Raw genomic sequence first — 21,803 nt, 5'->3', positions numbered from 1 at the left:
TTGACCGATGTGATCGTGATCGGCGCAGGCGGTGGCGGGCCGGTCGTCGCGAAGGAACTCGCCGCACGTGGACTCGACGTACTGGTGCTCGAATCCGGGCCACGCTTCGAGGACCCCGAGAATCAGTGGACCCACTTCGAGAACGACGCGAACAACCCGATCACCGGGTTCCTCCGCGAAGGGCCGGGCGACCGATCCGAGGGTCCGTGGCTGCGCGATCTTCCGCAGAACTCGTTCGTGTGGCAGGTCTCCGGTGTGGGCGGCGCGACACTCCACTATTTCGGTAATTCGCCCCGGGCGTACCCCGGTGTGTTCGAGGGATACGACGGCGCCGACCGCGACATGTACGACAACGAGCACCTGTTCCCCTTCGGCTACGAGGAACTACGCCGCTACTACGAATGGGTCGAGGCGACGCTGCCCGTGCAGACAGCACCGATGGGGACGAAAGAACAGGTGTTCCTGCGGGGTGCCGCGGCGATGGGTCTCCCCCACCAGATCTCGCCCGACACTGCCGGGCCTGCGCATCGCGCGCAGCAGAACGCGATCCTGCAGCCCCGCGGCACTGCCGGGCGCACCCGCGACCCCGCGCTGCTCCGCCATCCCCACGCCAGTGGATGCACCATGTGCGGCCACTGCTACCAAGGCTGTTACCTTCCGTTGGGCGCGCCGCGGAATCTGAAGGCCCGCCGCTCCACCGACAACTCGTACGTCCCGATGATGCTCACCGCCGACGCTTGGTCACCGCACGGCAGATCCGCGACCCTCATGACCGGTGCCGGGGTCACGAAGATCCTCGTCCACGAGAAAGGCGGCGAGACGGTCGCGCACGGCGTGCGGTTCCGGACGGCCGACGGCGACGAACACGAGGCGGAAGCGAAGGTCGTGGTGCTCGCCGCGGGCGCCATCGAGTCGCCGCGTCTGTGGCTCAACTCGGAGCTCCCCGACCCGGACGAATGGGTGGGTCGCGGCTTGACCGACCACCACATGGATGCGGTGTTCGGCGTCTTCAACGAGTACACGGGCGAGACGCGCGGCGCCGGTTCCAATGCGCGCGTGGACCTTCCGGGATACGGCGCAATCGAGCAGGTGGGCATGCCACCGGCTTTGCTGGCGTACTCGCTGGGCTACAGCGACTCCGGTATCCACGGCTACGGTCGCGCGGGCGGCGTGGTCGACAACGCGGGCGCCGACAGCCTCGGCCGGCTGGTCGGCCGCGACCTACTGACCACGCTCTCCGATGCCGACCGTGTGCTCGGCGCACTGGTGATCACCGACGACGACGTCGAATCCGGAAACCGGGTGAGCGTGCCCGGACTGCTGCCCGCCGACGAGCACGGCGTCGTTCCCCGTGTGACGATGCAGCACCGTAAGCGGTCCGAACGCACCCGACGCAACCGGGAGTACTGCACCCGCAAGGCGGTCGAGCTGATGCGCGCGGCGGGTGCGAAATCTGTGCATCGTTGCGACTGGCCACCGCTGATCCTGCACGCACAGTCGAGCATGAGAATGGGCGCGGGCGAGAAGGATTCGATCCTCGACTCCTCAGCGCAGGCACGCTGGGTCAAGCGGCTCTACGTCGCCGACAATTCGGCGCTCCCCAACAGCCTCGGCGGACCCAATCCGACTCTGACGACACAGGCCCTCGCGACCCGCACCGCCGAGAAGATCGTCGAGACGTACTTCGGTGGCGAAGGGTGGGTGGGACGCGAAGCTCCGGTCTCGTCGATCGACGACCGGGTCACGAATGCGGTGGTCTCCCGCGGACTGTAGACCGGACACTGGCTTTCCCCCGGTTGCACGGGTTCCCGCGGGTCATGAGGCAACGGAAACCCGCACGAGAGGGGGAAAGTTCACCAGGCTACCCGACGCGTCATCGACGAGACGCGGCGAACAGCACGAATCTCCCGTCAGGATCCACCCATTCGTGCCGGATGGTGAATCCTGCGTCGTCGAGTTCTCTGCCGATTCCGTCGAGCCGGAATTTTGCCGAGATCTCCGTGCACATCTGCTCTCCCGCGGCGAAGGTCAGTTCGAGATCGAGATCGCGGACCTTCACCGTCATCGCCTCGGTCGCTTCGAGTCTCATTTCGATCCACTCGTTCTCTGCGTCCCACACGGCGCGGTGCACGAACTTGTCGGGATCGAAGTCGGCGTCGAGCCGCCGGTTGACCACCCGCAGCACGTTGCGATCGAACTCGGCCGTCACACCGGCGGCATCGTCGTACGCCGGAATGAGGATGTCGGGGTCGACGACGAGTCCGGCACCGAGCAGCAGCCATTCATCGGTTTCCAGGATCGTCCCGAGGTGGGTCAGGAACTCGATGCGTTCGGCGGGTGCGAAGTTGCCGATCGTTCCGCCGAGGAATGCGACCATGCGGTGCCCGCCGACAGGGAGATGTTCGAGAGAACCGGTGAAATCGCTGACCACGCCGCGCACCGTGAGGTCCGGATAGTCGACGGACAGGCGCCGCACCGCCGCTCTCAGTGCCGGCTCGGACACGTCCTGCGGTACATACGTATGGATGTACGGTTTCAGTGCGTCGAGCAGCACCCTCGTCTTCTCCGACGATCCCGATCCGAGTTCCACCAGCATCTCTGGTTTCGCCGCCTCCGCGATGTCCGCCGCGTAGCGCTCCAGCAGCGCGAATTCGGTACGGGTGGGGTAGTACTCCGGCAGCGACGTGATCTGATCGAACAACTCGCTTCCCCGCTCGTCGTACAGCCATGTCGGCGACAGGCGCTTGGGGGTCGAGGTGAGACCACTGCGCGCATCACCGCGCAGTGTCTCGTCCAATTGCTCGGGCGTGATGAACACGTCGATGGTCACGTAGCGGACACCTCCAGGGGAGTGACGACGAGCTTGCCGGGTATTGCATGGACGAGATGCTTGTCGGCGACTACCTGCCAGCGCGGGTCGTCGTCGAAACGTTCGGAGCTCACGATCGCGACGTTCTCGTCCACGAGGGTCCACAACGAGTGATACCACGCGGTCGCCCACATACCGTTTCCGTCGCACAGCAGCATGTTCAAGCGGGATTCCGGTGCCCGCGCGAGGACGTCGTGGACAAGGGAGATCAGCGCGGGCTCCGGTTCTGCCGATCGGAGCCGCGACCGCAACATCGCCCACAGCGCAGCAGAATCGGTGGGGGCCTCCAGTTCGAGCAGCTCCGACACCGGGAGGTTCTTCGCGAGGTCCACCAGCGAACCGGGCCAGCCGCGCACCACACCGTTGAGGCTGAAAGCCCAGTGTCCGTCCGAGAACGGCGCACTGGCGCTTCGCTCGACCGGCATACCCTCCGTTGCGGATCGGAGTGCGATCATCACGGCCTCGGATCGGATGGTGGGCAGCCCCTCGGTGACGAACGGATCGGACCACACCGGCAGGGACGAGCGGTAGCGGCCGAGAACGCCGACGTCCGACCACCAGGCGACGCCGAATCCGTCGGCGTTGATGGTGCCGCCACCACGCATGTCCGTCGGCGCCCACGATTGCCGCATGAGCGAATTGGGGCCGTCGGTGAGCAGTGAGGCAACCGATTCGACCGGGCCGAGGTACCCCAGGTGTCTACACATCCGGAGCCTTCGCCACATCGTGCGCAAGACGGAACCCGGCGAAGATCTGGCGGCGGACCGGGTGATCCCAGTTCCGGAAGGTTCCGCGGCACGCAACGTGATCGGTGCCGAAGGAGCCACCGCGGAGAACGCGGAAATCGCCGCCGAAGAACACCTCCGAGTACTCCCGGTACGGAAACGCACGAAAGCCCGGGTACGGTTCGAAGCTCGACGACGTCCACTCCCACACATCACCAATCAGCTGATACACACCGAGCGGCGACACACCCGCCGGGTACGCACCCACCACCGCAGGACCGAGATGTCGCTGGCCGAGGTTCGCGTGTTCCGGACCCGGATCATCGTCGCCCCACGGATACCGCCGGCTGCGGCCGGTCTCGGGATCCCACCGCGCGGCCTTCTCCCATTCCACCTCGCTGGGAAGGCGCGCTCCGGCCCAGCGCGCGAAGGCATCCGCCTCGTGGAAACACACATGCACGACAGGTTCGTCCGGGTGCACGGGCACTTCTCGCCCGAAACTGCGGCGCCACCACCGCCCGTCGGATTCGCGGTGCCAGAACTGCGGCGCTTCGAGGCCCGCCTCGCAGCGGTGCGCCCATCCCTCGTCACTCCACAGGTCGCGGCGCCGGTAGCCGCCGTCCTCGATGAATCGAGTGAACGACCGGTTGGTCACCGGCACGGCGTCGAGCGCGAAGGCGGGCACATGCACCCGGTGCACCGGCTTCTCGTTGTCGAGCGCCGACCGGTCGGCCGAGGTGCCCATCTCGAACTCCCCCGCCGGGATCACCACCCGCTCGCACACCGGAGACGCCGCCTCACGTGGCGCCTCCGGGGCATCGAGCAAGGGAGGTCCGGCACGCAACTGGTGGGTCGCGAGCATCGTCTCGTCGTGTTGTTGTTCGTGTTGCGCGATCATCGAGAAGACGAAACCGTCGCGAGTGAGATCGTCATCGAAGTTGTTGCTTTGCAGTACTTTTTGCGCCAGGTCACGCACCTGCGCTGCATAGCGGCGCGCATCGGACGGGCCGAGCAACGGCAGCGCGGTCCGACTCGCCCGGGGATGCAGGAATGCATCGTAGAGCTCGTCGATCCCCTGACACACCGGGCCTCGGCCCGCGACTTCACGAAGCAGCCAGCGCTCCTCCTGATTCGCGATATGCGCGAGGTCCCACACGAGGGGACTCATCAACGGCGAATGTTGCTGCACCAGTTCGTCATCGTCGATATCCGTGAGCGAACACGTCCGAGCGCGAGCGCGTTCGAGGTCGCGTTCGAGACGGTCGCGCAGCATCCTCACCGGTCGGCCACCCCCGGCGACTGCCCGCGCATGCAACGCGTCGCGGCCGCGTCGAGCGCAGTGGTGAACCTCATGTCGGGCGACGACTCCGCAGCCAGAGACAGCAATCCCACTGCTGCAGCACGCAATTCGACAGCTGCGAGCCCTTGCTGCGCGGCTTCCACCCAAAGCTGCCGAACCGGCTCGGCGATCGCCGACGCCTCGGTCATGACCTCCGGGCTCCTCAGCAGAGCTTCGATCGTCGCGATCGGCACCTGCCACAGGTTGTCGGGTTGCGCGTCCAAGTACCGGACCTCGAGGTGTCCACACGGGCGCACCGGCGGAAACAGCGTGGTCAGATGATAGTCGAGGTCGGCGAAGGTCGGCCGACGACCGATCTCGCCGTCGAGACCGCCGCTGAGCCAATCGGCGAACGACGCCCCGGGTGGTGCGTGCCATTCCGGGCCCGTCGACCGGACACACAGCAAAGGGACGTCGAGCGACCATGCCGGGTACTTCTGCGGGTCGGCCACGGCCGCGGTGCGGTCCGGGTCGAGGGACAACCACGTGCGCATCCGCTGCGAGACCCACTCACCTTCCGGAGCGCCCTGCAGCGTGGCCGAACGTCCGAACGCGGCGATCAACGCCGGGCCGATCGCGTGGAGCAACTCCCAGCGTCGGGCGAGTTCGGCGTCGTCGGCTCCGGCATCGACACTGACCTGCACCGCAGCCGTGCTGTTCATCATCAGCCGCCCGAGAGGTCCGATCCGGTCGAAACGCAATTCCATTGCGGAGTACCGCGGTGTGCGGAGAAGGCGATGGGGCGGCCGAATCTCGTCGGTCGCGGTGTCGAGCATCGACACCGCACGGCGGGCGAGCAATGATCGCAACATCTTCGCGTCGGCGACGAGACGATCCACCGTCTGCCGGGCCGACGTGCACGGCACACTGGCCAGCTCCACCTGCCCGCCCGGTTCCAGACTGACTGCGCTGCCCGACGGCAGCGGACGGGCCGACGACGACGGAGCGATGGTTTTCGGGGCGTGAGGCCCGAGTGCCTCGACGATCGATGTGAGTTCCGGCCGTGAGGCCGTTCCGTCGGCACGCGCAGTCAGCCATTCGAGTTCGGCGCCGATCAGCCGCGGTGGACCGAACCGGAAGCTCACCCGACGTACGTACGCTTCGGCGGAGGCGCGCGGACCGAGCTCGCTGTCGGCGCGCGGCATCGCCGCGTCCATCGCCATCACCACTCGATCCACCCTCCTTTGTCGGTGGGCCTGGTCACTGAGCGAGCCTAACGCGCGCATCGCCGCAACGCCCGTAGAACGCCCCGGCGGCACACTGACCACACTAGATTCGGTCGAAGGATCTTGCCGAGAGGAAATGGAGGCCACCTTCATGCTCGATGTGCAGCAGGCCCGGCGCGACACCCCCGGCTGTTTCGACCGGGTGTTTCTCGACAGCGCGGGGTCGTCGCTCCCACCGACTCCGGTGGTCGACACCGTCGTCGCCCATCTACGACGCGAGGCCGAGATCGGCGGATACGCAGCCGCCAACGAGCGCCTCGACGACCTGGCCGGGGTGAAGACCTCCCTCGGACGCCTGTTCGGGGTCGATGGCACCTCCGTGGCGTTGTCCGACAGCGCGTCGCGGGCATGGACGTCGTTCTTCTATGCGGTGCCGCTGGGACCGGGCGACCGCATCCTGCTGTCACAGGCCGAGTACGCCGCCAACGCAGTCGCAGCGCTGCAGCGCGCCCGCGCCACCGGCGCGAGCGTCGAGGTGGTTCCTTCCGACAGCGACGGCCGTATCGACGTCGAGGCACTGGGCGGACTGCTCGACGAGCGCGTCAAAATCGTCTCGGTCGTGCACGCACCGACCAACGGCGGTTTGGTCAACCCGGTCCGCGAGGTCGCCGACGCCGCCCACGCCGTGGGCGCACTGGTGCTGCTCGACGCGTGCCAATCGGTGGGGCAGCTTCCCGTGAGCGTGCCGGAACTGGACGTCGATGCGCTCTCGGGTACCGGCCGCAAGTGGGTGCGCGGTCCTCGCGGCACCGGGTTCCTCTACGTACGGCCGCGGCTGATCGCCGACCTGGAGCCGGCGCCGATCGATCTGCACAGTGCGACGTGGACGTCGCCCGACACCTACGAACTCGCGCCCGACGCGTCGCGCTTCGAGATGTGGGAGGCCGACGTCGCGGCCCGGCTGGGACTCGGCGTCGCGATCGACTACCTGCTCGATCTCGGAATCGATGCCGTGGCGGAGGCCATCGGTTACCGCGCCGAGCACACCCGCGACGGGCTGGAGCGGATCCAGGGCGTCACCGTGCACGATCGCGGCGCACCGCTCAACGGGATCGTCTCGTTCACCGTCGACGGGATGGAACCGAGTGCGGTGCGCGGCGCATTGGCCGAGCAGTCGATCACCGTCACCGTCAGCTCACGCAGCTCCACTCTGCTCGACATGTCACAGCGGAAACTCGATGCCGTGGTGCGCGCGTCGCCGCACTATTTCGTCTCCCCCGCCGACGTCGATCGTTTCCTCGCCGCCGTTCGCTCGCTCGCCTGATGAGGCCCGTTCGCATTGCGCAATCGGATCCGGTAAAGTATGTCGAGTTGTCTCGGCGAGGGTGAACCGCGTTACCGCTGGCTCACCGTGATCGACGCGGCTGCGGCTCCGTCAGAGCGAAGAAGCGCTCCTAACTGCCGCGCGTGTCCGGTCCCGCATTCGCCGAGAAGACCGACCCCGTGAGAGTTCACTAGCGTAGGAGCCGTTGCACCATGTCCAACGAGAACCGTCTCGTAGCCGCTGTCCGCACCGAGTTCGGCAAGGGCGCAGCCCGTCGCACCCGCCGTGCAGGCCAGATCCCCGCCGTCCTCTACGGCCACGGCACCGATCCCAAGCACCTGTCGCTTCCCGGCCTCGAGTTCGCCGCGGTCCTGCGTAACCACGGCACCAACGCCGTCCTGACCCTCGAGGTTGACGGCACCGAGCAGCTCGCCCTCACCAAGTCCGTCACCACGCATCCGATCCGTCGCAACATCGAGCACGCCGACCTGCTCGTCGTGAAGAAGGGCGAGAAGGTCACCGTCGAGGTCCCCGTCGTCCTCACCGGTATCGCAGGCCCCGGCGCGCTGGTCGTCAACGAGGTCAGCACCATCAAGCTCGAGGCCGACGCCCTCAACATCCCCGAGGAGATCTCGGTGTCGATCGAGAGCGCTCCCATCGGCACCCAGATCCTCGCCGGTGGCGTCGAGCTTCCCGCGGGTGCGACCCTGCAGGACGATCCCGAGCTGCTGCTCGTGAACATCGTCGAGGCCGCTGCTCAGGCGAGCGCCGAAGAGGCAACCGACGAGACCGAGGGTGAAGCAGAAGAGGCCTGAGCCTCGACTGCGTGAACCTTTCGGGCTCAGTGAAGTCTTTCGTGCGGCGCGTCATCCTTCGGGATGGCGCGCCGCACGCGCGTTCGACCGAGCGGTACACCGCCACACATGATTCGAGGAAGGACCCGCACGTGAGCGAGGACACCGCGCTCGTCGTAGGGCTGGGAAATCCCGGTCCCAAGTACGAGACCACCAGGCACAACATCGGTTTCATGGTTGCCGATGTGCTGGCCGATCGGGTCGGCGGGAAGTTCAGCGCACACAAGAAGAGCAACGCCGAGATCGTGCAGGCGCGACTCGACGGGCGACAGGTCATCATCGCGAAGCCCCGCACGTACATGAATGTCTCGGGTGGCCCGGTCGCGGGTCTCGCGAAGTTCTTCTCGGTCTCTCCGGCGAACATCATCGTGATCCACGACGAACTCGATCTCGAGTACAGCACGATCCGGCTCAAGCAAGGCGGTGGTGAGAACGGGCACAACGGCCTGCGGTCCACGTCGTCGGCACTGGGCACGAAGGACTATCTGCGAGTGCGCATGGGGATCGGTCGGCCGCCGGGCCGTCAGGATCCGGCGGACTTCGTACTCAAACCTTTCTCCGCCACCGAGCGCAAAGATCTCGGCGTGCTGTGCGAGGAGGGCGCCGACGCCGTCGAACTGCTCCTCAAACTCGGCCTCGAGGGCGCACAGAACCGAATCCACTGACTCCTACGGCGCCGGAGGCAGTGCCAGGCACAGGGCTTCCAATGCCGACGAGAAGGCATGTTCGGCCGGTGTTCCGTAGCCGACGACAAGCCCGTCGAGGTGCGGCATCGTACTGTCGGGGTGCCGGTAGGCGGACAATCCGTCGACGGCCACCCCCAGTCTGCGAGCGGCCGCGAGAGTGGTGTGTTCCGTACCTTCCGGCAATTCGAGCACGGCATGCAGACCGGCCGCGATTCCGCTGACCCGGATGTGCGGGGCGTGCTCGGTGAGCGCGGCCGCGAGGTGGTCCCGACGCCCCCGGTAGACACCGCGCATGCGGCGCAGGTGTCGCTCGTAGGAACCGCACGAGATGAAGTCGGCCAAGGTGAGCTGATCCCATGCGCTCGACCAGAGTTCACGTCTCCCTTTCACGGCGAGAACGTCGTCGATCATTCGGTCGGGCAATACCATCCACCCCAGGCGAAGAGACGGCGACAGACTTTTGCTGATCGAGCCGAGGTAGATCACACGATCCGGATCCAGTCCCTGCACCGCACCGATCGGTTCTCTGTCGTAGCGAAACTCTCCGTCGTAGTCGTCTTCCAGAATCAGGCCGTCCGCCGTACGCGCCCAATCCACGACCGCGGCCCGGCGCAGGGCATGCAATGGACCACCGGTCGGGTATTGGTGTGCGGGGGTGAGCAGAACCGCACCCGCCGATTTCTCGGACAGGTCGCCTACGCGGGCGCCGCGCTCGTCGATGGACAGCGGTACGGTTCGTATCCCCGCGCCCGCGATGAGATCTCGGTGGAAAGCGAGCCCGTAGGATTCCACGGCAACGGTGCTGGGCAACAGCGGCCCGAGCAACTGCAGAGCGTGGGCGTAGCCGGCACAGATCACGATGAGTTCGGCATCGACACGCACTCCCCGAGCCCGCGCCAGATAGTCGGCGAGAGCATCGCGCAGTTCCGGGCGACCTCGTGGATCTCCCACCCCGAATGCTTCACTGGGTGCCGCGTTGATCGCCCGGCGGGCCGACGTCGACCAGGCGGCCCGCGGAAAGGCCGACGCGTCGGGGGAACTCGGCGCCAGGTCGTGGATCGGGCGGCGAGACGACGGCCGAGGTCGCCGTCGGTGAGGTGGCGGTGGAGCAACTCGCCGGGCCACCCGGGTCCCCGAACCCTGTCGCGCCGTCAACCACCCTTCTTCCACCAACTCGGAATAGACCTCGGCCACGGTGTTCCGGGCTATGCCGAGATCGGCGGAGAGTGCCCGATAGGACGGCAGCCGGGTATCCGGTGGGAGGCGGCCCGAGCGGACTGCCTCCCGCACGGCGTGCATGAGCTGGGAGCGCAGGCTTCCGGAGCCGGACAGCTCCAGATGCAGATCACTGCCCGTCGGTGAATTGACCCCAGAATTCGTCATCGAAATGAACCATACCAATGGTCACTTCCGGCTTTAGCTTTATGACATGACAACTTTTCAGGTAGCCCAGCGCATGGATTTCGCCCAGGTCGCGCCGAAGATCTTCAAAGCCGTCCTCGCTCTCGACGCCGCCGCTCGCGCCGGTCTCGACCCGGTACTGCTCGAACTGGTCCAGATCCGTGCATCGCAGATCAACCGCTGCGCATACTGCATCGACTACCACACATCCGACGCGCGCCGGGCCGGTGAGCGGGAAGAACGGATCTACCAGCTCAGCGCGTGGGAGGAATCCAGCGTCTTCACCACGAAAGAACGTGCAGCACTGTCGCTCACCGAGGCGATGACACAACTGCCCGGCGGAGTCTCCGATGAGGTCTGGGACGAGGTCGCCGACGAGTTCGACGAGACAGAACTCGCCCAGCTCATCGCGTTGATCTTCACGGTGAACACCTGGAACCGGATGAACGTGACGACCCGCAAGACGCCCGGGGCGCTGTGACCGCCGCCGCCCCAGCGGCACCTACCGGGACGGCGGCCGGCCCCTCACCAGTGAAGGGCTGGCTCGCCGTCCTGGCGGTGACACTGGGAATCTTCTCCCTCATGACATCCGAGCTGCTCCCCGTCGGATTGCTCACTCCCGTCGGCGATGCCCTCGACGTGTCCGAAGGTCGCGCCGGGCTGATGGTGACAATTCCCGGGCTCGTCGCCGCACTCTCCGCGCCCTTGATCACGGTGGCCGCCGGGCGGATGGACCGCCGGCTCGTCCTGGCTCTGCTGATCGGCATGATGGGGGCTGCCAATCTCGCATCGGCCTTCGCAACAGATTTCGCGGTCGTCCTGGCCGCCCGGTTCCTCATCGGGATCAGCGTCGGCGGGTTCTGGGCGTTGGCCGGGGGCATCGCCCTCCGACTGGTACCGCAGCGACACGTCGTGCGTGCCACCGCCGTGATCTTCAGCGGTGTCGAAGCCGCGTCCGTTCTCGGGGTGCCCGCCGGCACGTTCCTCGGCGGCCTCAGCAGCTGGCGCACAGCGTTCGGCGCGGTCGGCGTCCTCGGCCTCGTCGCGCTGACGGCCATGCTTTTCCTGGTGCCCCGGCTACCACCGCAGCGCACCCTCGGCCTCACCGACCTGCCCGCGGTGTTCCGCAACAACGCAGGCGTGCGTGTGGGAATCATGATGACGGTCCTGATCATCACCGGCCACTTCACGGCGTACACATTCCTGCGCCCCGTCCTTCAGGGCAGCGGCGTGGACGGCGGATCGATCGGCATGCTGCTTCTCGCGTTCGGTGTCGCCGGCCTCTGCGGCAATTTCATTGCGGGAGCCCTGGTCGACAGATGGTTGCCACAGACCGCCCTGGGAATCTCGCTCGTCCTCACCGTCGCCATGGTCGCGGTCGCGGTCACCGACACCACAGTCGTCTCGGCGGCAGGCATGCTCGCCCTCTGGGGATTGGGCTACGGCGCAGTGCCTGTCACTCTCCAGACCTGGATGTTCAGGTCGGCTCCGGACGCCGTGGAGGCCGCGAGTTCGCTGTTCGTCTCGGCGTTCAACCTGTCGATCGCAGCGGGTGCTCTGATCGGTGGGCTCGTGGTCGATGCGCTGTCGCCGACGAGCGTGCTCTGGATCGGTGGTGTCCTCACCGCACTCACCGTCCTCGTCATCGGAACCTCCGTGCGGGCCGGGCGTCGTACCCCGTCAGCGCCGGAGCAATGATGCCGACGTCCCGCGGCGCAGCTTGCCCGACGACGTCTTCGAGATGTTGCCCGGGCCGAGCACTGCAACCGTGCGGGGACGCGCTCCCACCTCCGCACACACCGCATGGACCACCTCGTGCTCGATTCGGCGCACTTCGTCGAGGTCGTCGATGAGGTTGGTCTCCACCGCCACCGCAAACGATTCCCGCTTCTCGCCGGCATCCAGCCGGATCGCGACGGCATTGCCCGGTCGTACCCCCGCCACACCGCACGCGGCGCGCTCGATATCGGTGGGATAGATGTTGCGTCCGCCCATGATGATGACGTCCTTCACCCGGCCGCACACGACGACCAGACCTTCTTCGGTGAAGTAGCCGACGTCGCCGGTATCGAGCCAGCCGTCGCTGTCCTGCGCGGGTACGGGGCCATCGACCGTGACGTATCCGTGTGTGACGGCTTTGCCCCGCAACTGGATGACCCCGACCCCTCGGGTAGGGAGTTCCTGCCCGTCGTCACCGACGACTCTGCCTTCGAGACCGGAAACGAGATGCCCCAGCGTCGGCAACCGGCGGGCGTTCGAGTGGACCGAGGGCACGGCCATCCCGCCCGACTCGAGCAGGTCCGGGTCGACGACATCGAGCACCTGGCCGTGGCCGGGGTCGGGTACCGATACCGCCAGCGTCGTCTCCGCCATCCCGTAGACCGGGGCAAGCGCCATCGGGTCGAGCCCGAACCGGGCACCCGCCTCGGCGAGAGCGTCCATGGTGTCGGGGTCCACGGGCTCGGCCCCGTTCCACATCCACTCGATCGACGACAGGTCCACCGCGCCGTCCTCGGCCTGCGCCAGCTTGCGCGCCAACAAAGAGTATGCGAAATTCGGTGCAGCCGTGACGGTTCCACGATATTTGGTGATGAGGTCCGCCCACAGCATCGGTGTCCGCAGGAAGTCGAGCGGAGTCACCGACACCACCTCGCCGCCCATCTGCATCGGGACGCTGAGGAATCCGACCATGCCCATGTCGTGGAACAGTGGCAACCAACTGATCATGACGTCGTCGTCGAGCGAGAACTTGATGCGTTCGAACATCGCATACGCGTTGACGTAGAAGTTCTCGTGCGTGATCTGCACGGCCTTCGGTGACCCGGTGGAGCCGGAGGTCAGTTGCTGCAGCACGATGTCGGATTCTGCGGTGTCGACGGGGTCGATCGGTGTGCCTGCGCGCAGTTCCGAGGTGGTGACCACATCGATGCCCCGCTCACGCAGCAGCGGCTCCGCGATGTCGAACGGTGCGCCGAGCACCACGACCCTCGCGCCGATCATGCGCAACACGGTCTCGGTGTCTCGCGTCCACCCATCGAGATCGGTGCGCGGGGTGGGCTGGTGCAGCATCGTGATGCTCGCGCCGCGCATCCACACGCCCTGGCTGATCGGGGCGATGTCGACCGGGAACCCGGCCAGGATCGCGACCGCATCGCCCGGAGCGACCCCGCTCGCCGCCAGACACCCCGCCATGCACCGTGCCTGCTCGTGGATCTGCATCCAGGTCTGTCGCCGCGGCGAGTCCGGCTCGCCGGTGATCAGACCCCGCGTGCTTGCGCGCCCCGTCGCATACATCTCATCAGTGAACCTGCTCACGAACACTCCTCGTTCCGATGCGCACGGGCCTTCCCGTGCCGAAATCCCGGCCCTACGAATCAGCGTGGCCCGAAAATGAGCGATCGGAAGCGTCCCCGGGGAAACGTGATCGAATCTGCGGGAAAACGACACCGAATCGCCTAGTAACATGGAGGAGTTGCCTGCGATAGAACACCGACCAAAAAGTTTCGAGAGGTTTCCGCGTTGAGTACCCCGCCCGCCTCCGCCAGCGAATCCACCAACGCCGCGAAGCCCCCTTCGTCGAACGAAGTCCGTTCCGAAGCGCTGCGACGGCGCACATTCGCCGTCATCTCCCATCCGGACGCCGGTAAGTCCACTCTCACCGAGGCCCTCGCGCTGCACGCGAAGGTCATCTCGGAGGCCGGCGCCGTCCACGGCAAGGCCGGCCGCAAGTCCACCGTGTCCGACTGGATGGAGATGGAGAAGGCCCGAGGCATCTCCGTCAGCTCCACCGCGCTGCAGTTCAACTACTCGTCCTCCGAGGCTCCGGAGTCGGAGGACGGTGTCGACACCGTCAACGTCATCAACCTCGTCGACACCCCCGGCCACTCCGACTTCTCCGAGGACACCTACCGCGTGCTCACCGCGGTCGACGCGGCCGTGATGCTCATCGACGCCGCGAAAGGCCTCGAGCCGCAGACGTTGAAGCTGTTCCAGGTATGCCGCCACCGCGGCATCCCGGTGATCACGGTGATCAACAAGTGGGACCGCCCCGGTCAGACGCCACTCGAACTGCTCGACGAGATCAGCGAACGGATCGGGCTCACCCCCACCCCGCTGTTCTGGCCGGTCGGCATCGCGGGTGACTTCCGCGGACTCTTGCGTCGCGGTCTCGACGAGCATGCAGGCGAAGCCGTCGAATACATCAAGTTCACGCGCACCGCAGGTGGCGCGAAGATCGCACCCGAGGAGCACCTGACCCCCGAGGTCGCGCTCGAGCGCGAAGGCGACACCTGGACCGAGGCAGCCGAGGAATCCGAACTACTGTCGGCGAGCGGGCAGGATCACGACCAGGAACTGTTCCTGGGAGGTCAGACGTCGCCGGTGATCTTCGCTTCCGCCATGCTCAACTTCGGCGTCCGTCAGATCCTCGACACGCTCGTCGCGCTGGCCCCGCCGCCGCGGGCACGCCTGGCGATCGACGACACTCCCCGCGACGTCGACGACCCGTTCAGTGCCGTGGTGTTCAAAGTGCAGGCCGGAATGGACACCGCGCACCGCGATCGTCTCGCGTTCATGCGCGTCGTCTCGGGCGTCTTCGAGCGCGGGATGGTCGTCACCCATGCCCAGACCGGCAAACCGTTCGCGACGAAGTACGCACTGACCGTGTTCGGGCGCGAACGCACTACCGTCGAGAATGCCTATCCGGGCGACGTGGTGGGCCTGGTCAACGCCACGGCCCTCGCGCCCGGCCACACCCTGTTCGTCGACAAGAAGGTCGAGTTCCCGCCCATCCCGTCGTTCGCACCCGAGCACTTCGCGATCCTGCGGGCCGAGAGCGCCTCGAAGTACAAGCAGTTCCGTAAGGCCGTCGATCAGCTCGATTCCGAAGGCGTCGTGCAGATCCTCCGCAACGACATCCGCGGCGATGCGTCGCCGGTGATGGCGGCCGTCGGCCCCATGCAGTTCGAGGTGGTCGCGGCGCGAATGAAGGCCGAGTACAACGTCGACCCGAAGATCGAGCCGCTCGGATACGCGCTGGCCCGCCGCACCGATGCGGAGTCGACCACCGAGCTCAACCGTCAGCGCGGTGTCGAGGTGTTCGAGCGGTCCGACGGTGTGTTGCTGGCACTCGTCAGCGACAAATGGCGGCTGCAGTACATCCAGAAGGAGCTTCCCGAACTCACCCTCGAGCCCTTGGTCGCTGCGACGGACTGATCCCGAAAACAGCAGATACCGGACATACGGGGTGACGCGGACACCCTTCGGCTGGTAATTTGCTGCCGTCGAGCACGCGCGCTCGGGTGATTTCAGGAGCTTGTCATGAACGACGACGATGCACCGTCCGTGCCGTCGGGTGAACTACCCGACCCCGGCACGACGGAGTCCAGCACCGCCGAGGCCGGTCATACCCGGTCGGGTGAGCGGTCGAAGGGCCCGAAGCGGTCGGGCACCTTCGTCTACCCGCTGCCGAGCACGCCGCTCCCGAACAGTACGCCGATGACAGTGCTCACCACGGGTGTGCACGCGATCGACCGCAACCCGGCCGGCGGGGTGGGCGCCGGAACCACGAACGAAGGGACGTCCTCGGTGACGAGCACCAGCACCAATGGCAGCACGACCGGCACCAACGGCTCGACCGCCGATACCTCTGCCGCGTCGAGCACACTCGGCACTGCTTCGAAGTCCGGCGTGCCCGCCCGCCGCAATTCGATGGGTGTCGCGTCGGTACGGATCGCGGCGCGTCTGGCCCAGGGCGAACTCGGTTCACGGTCGTCCCACGGCATCGACCCGACGATCGACAATGACGAGTTGCTGCAGCTACTCGGTGAATACCTCGTGGCGGGCGGGCTCGAGAAGCCCGAGATCCACGCGATGCTCGGTGGTCAGCCGATCGTGGTCGATCTGCAATCTCCGCACCGCTTCACCCGCTGAATCACTCGGGACACCGAATCACTAGGGACTCCGAAACGTTCGGGACCGCTCCATCGCTCAGCCGAACAATGCGGCGATGGTCGCCGGATCGACCTCCTCGACCCGAGGGGGCGACCATCGCGGTGAGCGGTCCTTGTCGACGAGCACAGCGCGCACCCCTTCGACGAAATCGGGGACCGCGCTGATCCGCACCGCCACCTCGAGCTCGCGCGCCAAGCACTCCTCGAGTGTGCTTTCGGCGCCGCGGCGCAACAACTCCACGGTGGCACGCACGCTGGTCGGCGACGCGGCACGGAGGGCCGCATGCGTCCGCTCGGCCCATTCCGGATCGATCTCCGCGTCGGTGGCCGCGAGCCGGTCCAGCATCTCGTCGACCGTTCCGTCTCCGAACACCGTCTCGATATCGGCGAAGCGTTTCTCCAGTTCGGATTCGGGTGCGGGAGAGACGAATTCGTCGAGAGCCGCCTGCCAGTCGCCCGCGCGGATACGATCGACAAGATCATCAACGCGGTCGCGGGGCACGAAATGGGTGGCCAGACCCACCGCGAGCGCGTCGCCCGCGCCGATGCGGGCCCCCGTCACGCCGAGGTACATTCCGACGGCGTCGCAGCGCACGGCGGTGCCCCGCAAACGGGGGAGAAAATGGCTCGACCCGACATCCGGGATGAAGCCGAGCGCTGTCTCGGGCATCGCGAACGACGCCCTCTCCGTCACCACCCGCACCGCGCCGTGCACCGAGATCCCGAGCCCGCCGCCCAAGGTGACACCGTCCAGAACCGCGAGATACGGCTTCGGGTAGGTGGCTACGAGTTCGTCGAGCCGATATTCGGCGGCGAAGGATTCCCGCACTGCATCGAAGGCGCCGGACAGCACCGCCTCGCGAGCAGGTTTGATGTCGCCGCCCGCGCAGAAGGCCCGATCGGACCGGCTCGTGACGAGCACGGCCGTGACGGACGGGTCGGTGCGCCACTGCAGCAGCGCAGCATGCATGTCCCGGATCATCGACGGGTTCAGCGCGTTGAGCGCTTCGGGCCGGTCGAGTTGCACCTCACCGACACCGTTGGCGACTCGGGTGCGGATGAACGACTCTTTCACGGGCGGGAGCCTACCGGGCGCATGCGACAGACGTGAGGTACGGCACCGCCGACGTCAGGGTTCACCTATCGGATCTCCGGTCAGCGGACCGACGAGCATCCACCGATGCCCGAACGGGTCGATCAATGTGGCGTTGCGGTGACCGTGGTTCTCCGAGATCCACCGCTCGACCCTGCCTCCGGCTGCGCGGGCGCGCTCGAGAACGGTGTCGGTGTCGACGACCGGAAGCATCAAGCTCACCGATGTCGCTCCCCCGGCCGGTGCGGTCAGGCCCATTTCCGGGAACTCCTCGGCAAGATAGACCATCCCGGTCGGGAAGCCCAGTTCGGCGTGGCCGAGCCTGCCGTCGTCCATGAAGATCGGCTCACCCTGCAGTGTTGCACCGAACGCGCTTGCATACCAGTCGATTGCGTCGCGGCCGTGCCCCACCGTGAGATACGGGATCGCACCGGCCGGAGGAAACACCGTGTCGTCGGGGGTCACCATGGGCACCTCTCCTTTCGGACGTCTCACCATCTCGTGCGATTCAGGACGCGCGCGGAGGCTGCTGGAGCATTGCCCATCGGTTGCTACTCAGCCGGAACGAGGGCATGTCCGCGAGGGATACGACCGTCTCCCAGTTTCGTTCGTATCCGGTGTGCGCGATCCGCCAGGCACCGTCGTCGCAGCGGACGTACCGATCGTGGTAGTACGCCGACCCACGCAGGATCATGCCGTCTTCCGGAACGATGACGGTGTCGGCGAGCAGCCATGTTCCCGTTGCTGTTCGGCCGCTCTCGTCGATCCGGATCTCGGGGTGACTGCAGTGGTGTTCTGTGACCATGTGGAGGCCGAGTGTGTTCTCGAGGAAGTTGATGAAGACGTCGCGGGATTCGAAACTGAGATGTTCGCCGTATACCGCAGTGGCCTCGGGTACGAGGGTGTCGGTGAGTTCTTCCCAGTTCTTCGTATCCAGAGTTCTCGCGTAGCGATACTTGACCTGCGCAATCTGCTCCATTGCCTCCAGATCCATCGCTGATCTCCCATCACCGTGTACCTGTTGCAAGGCTATCCCGGATCACGGCCGGACGATGTCCGAATGAAAGACCCGCCGGTCAGCTCTATTACAGTTCGATTACGCTCTGGCTCTTGTGTTTCGGATCGGACACCGTCCCGGCACCGTGCAGCGCTCCGACGACCGCCTCGACGATGCGGTCCGCGTACGCGTCGTCGTCGCTCGGCGCGGGGTCGGAGAGCCCGAACAGTGCGTGACTGAGTACCGCCCCGGTCACGATCTCGAGCAGGAGCGTTACGGAGGTTCCAGGATCGAGTTCACCGCGTTCGACCGCACGATGCACGATGGTGCGCGCAGCGAGGATCCGGCTGCGATTGAGCGTCCGGGCCAGATGGGCGAGCAACTCCGGATTGACTCGCGAGTCGAGCGCCACGCGCAGACTGACGAGGCCGGATGGCGTGCGGTACCCGTGCAGGAGTTGTCGCGCGAGTTCGGTCAGATCGGAACGCAGCGCGCCGGTATCGATCGGGACCGGCAGTGGGCTGCGGGCCTCGAGCGCCTGGACGAGAAGGTCGTCCTTGGTATCCCACCGCCGGTACAGCGCGGCCCGCCCTACACGGGCCCTGCGTCCCACGGCGTCGAGGGTGAAGCCGCGCCAACTGGTTTCGGCATACACCTCGAGCACGGCATCGAAGACTCGGTCCTCGAGGTCGGCGTCGCGTGGCCTACCTCGGCGACGAGGAGTGGGGGTATCGGTCACGCGATGAGTGTGCCAGACCACACCTCGATATACAGACTGAATCAGTCCGTATTACGCTCGGAGTGCCATCCCCGACGACCACGAGGCCCTCGATGACAGACCCTGCACGGACTGAGCCCGCACGTACACCGGTCGTGATCGGAGTCGGCGACCTGCGATCAGGACGCGCCGGCGCACCCGCCGACCCCAGGGAACCACTCGACCTGATCGTCGAGGCGACCCGTGCCGCGCTGGCCGACACCGGCGCCGCGGACGAGCTCGCCTCCCGCATCGACACCGTCCGCGCCGTGAAGACCGCGAGCTGGTCGTACGACGACCTGCCCGGGCTACTCGCCGAACGCATCGGCGCCACCCCCGAGCGCACGTCGACGACCCCGATCGGCGGCCACTGGCCGGCCGCGCAGCTCGACCGGATCGCATACGACATCGCGACCGGCACCAGCTCCGTCGCGCTGCTCGTCGGGGGCGAGGCGCAGGCCTCCGTCAGCAATGCGCTGGGGGCCGGAACCGACCCGGCCGCACTCGGCTGGGTCACCGCCCCCGGCGGCCCCCCGGCATTCGATCCGGACGACCTGGGCAGCGCCGCGATGCAGCGCGCCGCGATGGTGGTCCCCACCCGCGTGTACCCGCTGTTCGAGAACCGGCTCAGTCACCGGCTCGGGCACTCCCGCGAGACGTCGATCGAGTGGTCCGCGGAGCTCTACGGCAGGTTCTCCGAGATCGCGGCGGAGAACCCGGCCTCGTGGAATCCGAACGTGCGTACCTCCGAGGACATCCGCACCGTCGGTCCGAAGAACCGCGCGGTGACCGATCCCTATCCCCTGCTGATGAATGCGATGCCGTTCGTCGACCAGGCCGCGGCCGTCGTCGTGACCTCACTCGCGACAGCACGTGAACTCGGGGTCGCCGACGACCGGATTCTCTATGTCTGGGGCGGCGCTGGTGCGACCGAACCGACGGACGTGCTCTCCCGCGCCGATTTCGGCCATTCCGCAGCGCTCGCCGACGCGCTCCGTCGCACGCTCGACCGCGCAGACCTCCGCGCAAGCGACTTCGACATCATCGATGCCTACAGTTGCTTCCCGGTGGTGCCCAAGCTGCTCGTCGAGCACCTCGGGCTCCCGCGTGACACCGTCCCGACCGTCACCGGCGGCCATTCGTTCTTCGGTGGGCCACTCAACAGCTACACGCTGCATTCGATCGTCGCGGTCGCGCGTCGACTGCGCACCGACTGCGAGCTCGCTCTCGTGCACGGCAACGGCGGGTACCTCACCTACCAGCATGTCGTGGTGCTCGGATGCACACCGCACACCGACGGATACATCGGCGATCCCGAGCCGGTCCTGTTGCCCGCGTCCGAGACCGAGCCTGCGCTCGATTACTCGGGTGAGATCGAGATCATCACGGCCACTGCAGAATTCGGCCGCGATGGCACCCCGGCCATCGGGTTCCTCATCGGCACGACCCCCGACGGCCGACGCGTGTCGGGGCACACCGACGCCGCCGGTGCGCAGATCCTCGCCGCAGGCGCCGACATCATCGGTACCACTGTGCACGTCGTCGACCGCGGCGGCATAGTGATCCTCACTCCGACTACCGCCCCGATGACAGAGACGTTCACGACGTAGGGCCCGACGTGAGATGACGTGCCTCGTCACGTCGCGGAGCGTCGAGGCCGAAGCCCACTGCGCGCGACCGGTCACGCGATAGCCTCGACTTTGTGAAACCTCATGGTGCAGTGCCACAGGACCACAACCACATCACGGTCGGAGTCGACGGATCGTCCGCATCCGACCACGCCGTGCGGTGGGCCGCGGCTACGGCTGCAGGACGCAGGCTGACACTACACATCGTCCACGCCGTGGACTTCGGCCCCACTGGGTGGACCGACATGCCGTTCTTCCGGCCCGCCGAGGTTTTCGAATGGGCAGAGGAGAAAGCGCGTGTCGTCCTGTCGGACGCCGAGAAGATCGCGCGCTCCACCGCCCCGGACCTCGAGATCACCACTGCGACGTCGATGACGGGTGGCTCTGCTTGGCTCGTGGAACTTTCCCTTCGGGCGCGAATCCTGGTACTCGGCGCCTCGGGCCATGGCCGACTGGGCGAGGCGGTGCTCGGCTCCACACCCAGCGCCGTCACCTCTCACGCCGGTTGCCCCGTCGTGGTCGTCCGTGGAACCGAACCGGTTGCAACACCCGACGTGCGTCCCGTCGTCGTCGGCGCCGACGGCAGCCCGCTGAGTGAGGCCGCTGTGGCCTGTGCATTCGAGGAGGCGTCGTGGCGCGGCGTCGACCTGGTGGCGGTGCACGTCTGGAGCGATATGAAGGTCGGAACGTTCGAGTCGCTTCCTCCCTCACTCGCCCCGCAGTCGCTCGAGGAAAACGAGCACGCAATATTGGCCGAGCAGCTGGCCGGATACCGCGAGCGCTATCCCGACGTCACCGTCGACCGTAAGCTCTACCTCGACGGGCCCCGTTCCCGCCTGCAGGAGTGGAGCGAACAGGCGCAACTTCTGGTGGTCGGCAGTCGGGGTCGTGGCGGGTTCACCGGATTGCTCCTCGGTTCCACGAGCAACGCACTCCTGCGTCAAGCCCAGTGCCCGGTCATGGTGGTGCGCCCCCGCCAGTCCTGACAGCAGTGGTCTGGGGTGCCGTCTTTC

General features: G+C 66.7%; 20 protein-coding genes. 10 read left to right on the top strand and 10 right to left on the bottom strand.

Features of this window, described 5'->3' with window-relative positions; genetic code table 11:
• The gene (locus MWU77_RS02675; RefSeq protein WP_308198757.1) at nucleotides 1–1,773 is read left to right on the top strand and encodes a GMC family oxidoreductase N-terminal domain-containing protein; all 1,773 of its coding nucleotides are present in this window, start codon (nucleotides 1–3) and stop codon (nucleotides 1,771–1,773) included.
• Nucleotides 1,774–1,873: 100 nt separating this feature from the next.
• On the opposite strand, the gene egtD is transcribed toward MWU77_RS02675, so the two are convergent.
• The 4 genes from egtD to egtA are packed head-to-tail and all read right to left on the bottom strand — an operon-like array spanning nucleotide 1,874 to nucleotide 6,096.
• A complete protein-coding gene (gene egtD, locus MWU77_RS02670) occupies nucleotides 1,874–2,830 on the bottom strand; it encodes an L-histidine N(alpha)-methyltransferase (RefSeq protein WP_247272867.1) in 957 nt (318 codons plus the stop codon).
• Nucleotides 2,827–3,576 (bottom strand): ergothioneine biosynthesis protein EgtC, encoded by a 750-nt coding sequence (egtC, locus tag MWU77_RS02665; RefSeq protein ID WP_247272866.1) that lies wholly within the window; start codon nucleotides 3,574–3,576, stop codon nucleotides 2,827–2,829. The genes egtD and egtC overlap by 4 nt, the downstream gene beginning before the upstream one ends.
• The gene (gene egtB, locus MWU77_RS02660) at nucleotides 3,569–4,867 is read right to left on the bottom strand and encodes an ergothioneine biosynthesis protein EgtB (protein ID WP_247273052.1); all 1,299 of its coding nucleotides are present in this window, start codon (nucleotides 4,865–4,867) and stop codon (nucleotides 3,569–3,571) included. Before egtB ends, egtC begins: the two co-directional genes overlap by 8 nt.
• A gap of 2 nt (nucleotides 4,868–4,869) precedes the next feature.
• The gene (egtA, locus tag MWU77_RS02655; RefSeq protein WP_169687999.1) at nucleotides 4,870–6,096 is read right to left on the bottom strand and encodes an ergothioneine biosynthesis glutamate--cysteine ligase EgtA; all 1,227 of its coding nucleotides are present in this window, start codon (nucleotides 6,094–6,096) and stop codon (nucleotides 4,870–4,872) included.
• 154 nt (nucleotides 6,097–6,250) lie between these two features.
• On the opposite strand from egtA, the gene MWU77_RS02650 reads away from it, so the two are divergent.
• The 3 genes from MWU77_RS02650 (at nucleotide 6,251) to pth (ending at nucleotide 8,942) form a co-directional block, all read left to right on the top strand.
• Nucleotides 6,251–7,423 (top strand): aminotransferase class V-fold PLP-dependent enzyme, encoded by a 1,173-nt coding sequence (locus MWU77_RS02650; protein WP_169688000.1) that lies wholly within the window; start codon nucleotides 6,251–6,253, stop codon nucleotides 7,421–7,423.
• Between the two features lie 212 nt (nucleotides 7,424–7,635).
• Entirely contained in the window at nucleotides 7,636–8,238 is a 603-nt protein-coding gene (locus MWU77_RS02645; RefSeq protein ID WP_169687782.1) for a 50S ribosomal protein L25/general stress protein Ctc, read from the top strand.
• Between the two features lie 131 nt (nucleotides 8,239–8,369).
• The gene (gene pth, locus MWU77_RS02640) at nucleotides 8,370–8,942 is read left to right on the top strand and encodes an aminoacyl-tRNA hydrolase (protein WP_169687783.1); all 573 of its coding nucleotides are present in this window, start codon (nucleotides 8,370–8,372) and stop codon (nucleotides 8,940–8,942) included.
• 3 nt (nucleotides 8,943–8,945) lie between these two features.
• On the opposite strand, the gene MWU77_RS02635 is transcribed toward pth, so the two are convergent.
• Nucleotides 8,946–10,346 (bottom strand): PLP-dependent aminotransferase family protein, encoded by a 1,401-nt coding sequence (locus MWU77_RS02635; RefSeq protein WP_247272865.1) that lies wholly within the window; start codon nucleotides 10,344–10,346, stop codon nucleotides 8,946–8,948.
• Between the two features lie 46 nt (nucleotides 10,347–10,392).
• Between MWU77_RS02635 and MWU77_RS02630 the strand changes: the two genes are divergently transcribed.
• Together MWU77_RS02630 and MWU77_RS02625 are read left to right on the top strand one after the other, a co-directional pair.
• A complete protein-coding gene (locus MWU77_RS02630) occupies nucleotides 10,393–10,845 on the top strand; it encodes a carboxymuconolactone decarboxylase family protein (RefSeq protein WP_206039800.1) in 453 nt (150 codons plus the stop codon).
• On the top strand, nucleotides 10,842–12,062 hold the full coding sequence (locus MWU77_RS02625; RefSeq protein WP_247272864.1) for an MFS transporter: 1,221 nt from the start codon (nucleotides 10,842–10,844) through the stop codon (nucleotides 12,060–12,062). Before MWU77_RS02630 ends, MWU77_RS02625 begins: the two co-directional genes overlap by 4 nt.
• On the opposite strand, the gene MWU77_RS02620 is transcribed toward MWU77_RS02625, so the two are convergent.
• Nucleotides 12,045–13,679, bottom strand: coding sequence for a fatty acyl-AMP ligase (locus MWU77_RS02620; RefSeq protein ID WP_247272863.1), 1,635 nt, complete (start codon nucleotides 13,677–13,679; stop codon nucleotides 12,045–12,047). The two genes, MWU77_RS02625 and MWU77_RS02620, sit on opposite strands and share 18 nt — an antisense overlap.
• Nucleotides 13,680–13,883: 204 nt before the next feature.
• Here MWU77_RS02620 and MWU77_RS02615 point away from each other — a divergent pair, with 204 nt between their 5' ends.
• Both MWU77_RS02615 and MWU77_RS02610 read left to right on the top strand, forming a co-directional pair.
• Nucleotides 13,884–15,578, top strand: a complete 1,695-nt coding sequence (locus MWU77_RS02615; protein WP_169687786.1) for a peptide chain release factor 3 — start codon at nucleotides 13,884–13,886, stop codon at nucleotides 15,576–15,578.
• Nucleotides 15,579–15,683: 105 nt separating this feature from the next.
• Nucleotides 15,684–16,295, top strand: a complete 612-nt coding sequence (locus tag MWU77_RS02610; protein ID WP_240959048.1) for a hypothetical protein — start codon at nucleotides 15,684–15,686, stop codon at nucleotides 16,293–16,295.
• Between the two features lie 57 nt (nucleotides 16,296–16,352).
• On the opposite strand, the gene MWU77_RS02605 is transcribed toward MWU77_RS02610, so the two are convergent.
• The 4 genes from MWU77_RS02605 to MWU77_RS02590 all read right to left on the bottom strand — a co-directional run bounded on the left by MWU77_RS02605 (nucleotide 16,353) and on the right by MWU77_RS02590 (nucleotide 19,144).
• The gene (locus MWU77_RS02605) at nucleotides 16,353–17,390 is read right to left on the bottom strand and encodes an enoyl-CoA hydratase/isomerase family protein (RefSeq protein ID WP_247272862.1); all 1,038 of its coding nucleotides are present in this window, start codon (nucleotides 17,388–17,390) and stop codon (nucleotides 16,353–16,355) included.
• A gap of 54 nt (nucleotides 17,391–17,444) precedes the next feature.
• Nucleotides 17,445–17,876, bottom strand: a complete 432-nt coding sequence (locus MWU77_RS02600) for a VOC family protein (RefSeq protein ID WP_247272861.1) — start codon at nucleotides 17,874–17,876, stop codon at nucleotides 17,445–17,447.
• A 40-nt stretch (nucleotides 17,877–17,916) separates the two neighbouring features.
• The gene (locus MWU77_RS02595; RefSeq protein ID WP_054715495.1) at nucleotides 17,917–18,402 is read right to left on the bottom strand and encodes a nuclear transport factor 2 family protein; all 486 of its coding nucleotides are present in this window, start codon (nucleotides 18,400–18,402) and stop codon (nucleotides 17,917–17,919) included.
• A gap of 91 nt (nucleotides 18,403–18,493) precedes the next feature.
• On the bottom strand, nucleotides 18,494–19,144 hold the full coding sequence (locus MWU77_RS02590; protein ID WP_169687790.1) for a TetR/AcrR family transcriptional regulator: 651 nt from the start codon (nucleotides 19,142–19,144) through the stop codon (nucleotides 18,494–18,496).
• A gap of 92 nt (nucleotides 19,145–19,236) precedes the next feature.
• Here MWU77_RS02590 and MWU77_RS02585 point away from each other — a divergent pair, with 92 nt between their 5' ends.
• Together MWU77_RS02585 and MWU77_RS02580 are read left to right on the top strand one after the other, a co-directional pair.
• Nucleotides 19,237–20,772: an acetyl-CoA acetyltransferase gene (locus MWU77_RS02585; RefSeq protein ID WP_169687791.1), complete on the top strand. Its 1,536-nt coding sequence runs from the start codon at nucleotides 19,237–19,239 to the stop codon at nucleotides 20,770–20,772.
• 92 nt (nucleotides 20,773–20,864) lie between these two features.
• Complete coding sequence (locus MWU77_RS02580) at nucleotides 20,865–21,776, top strand: universal stress protein (RefSeq protein WP_169687792.1); 912 nt, start codon at nucleotides 20,865–20,867, stop codon at nucleotides 21,774–21,776.
• Nucleotides 21,777–21,803 lie beyond the last annotated feature (27 nt).

It is taken from the genome of Rhodococcus sp. F64268, from assembly GCF_023015605.1.
GTDB lineage: Bacteria > Actinomycetota > Actinomycetes > Mycobacteriales > Mycobacteriaceae > Rhodococcus.
The sequence above is the reverse complement of the archived record's forward strand: the minus strand, read 5'-3'. Positions and strand labels throughout refer to the sequence as shown.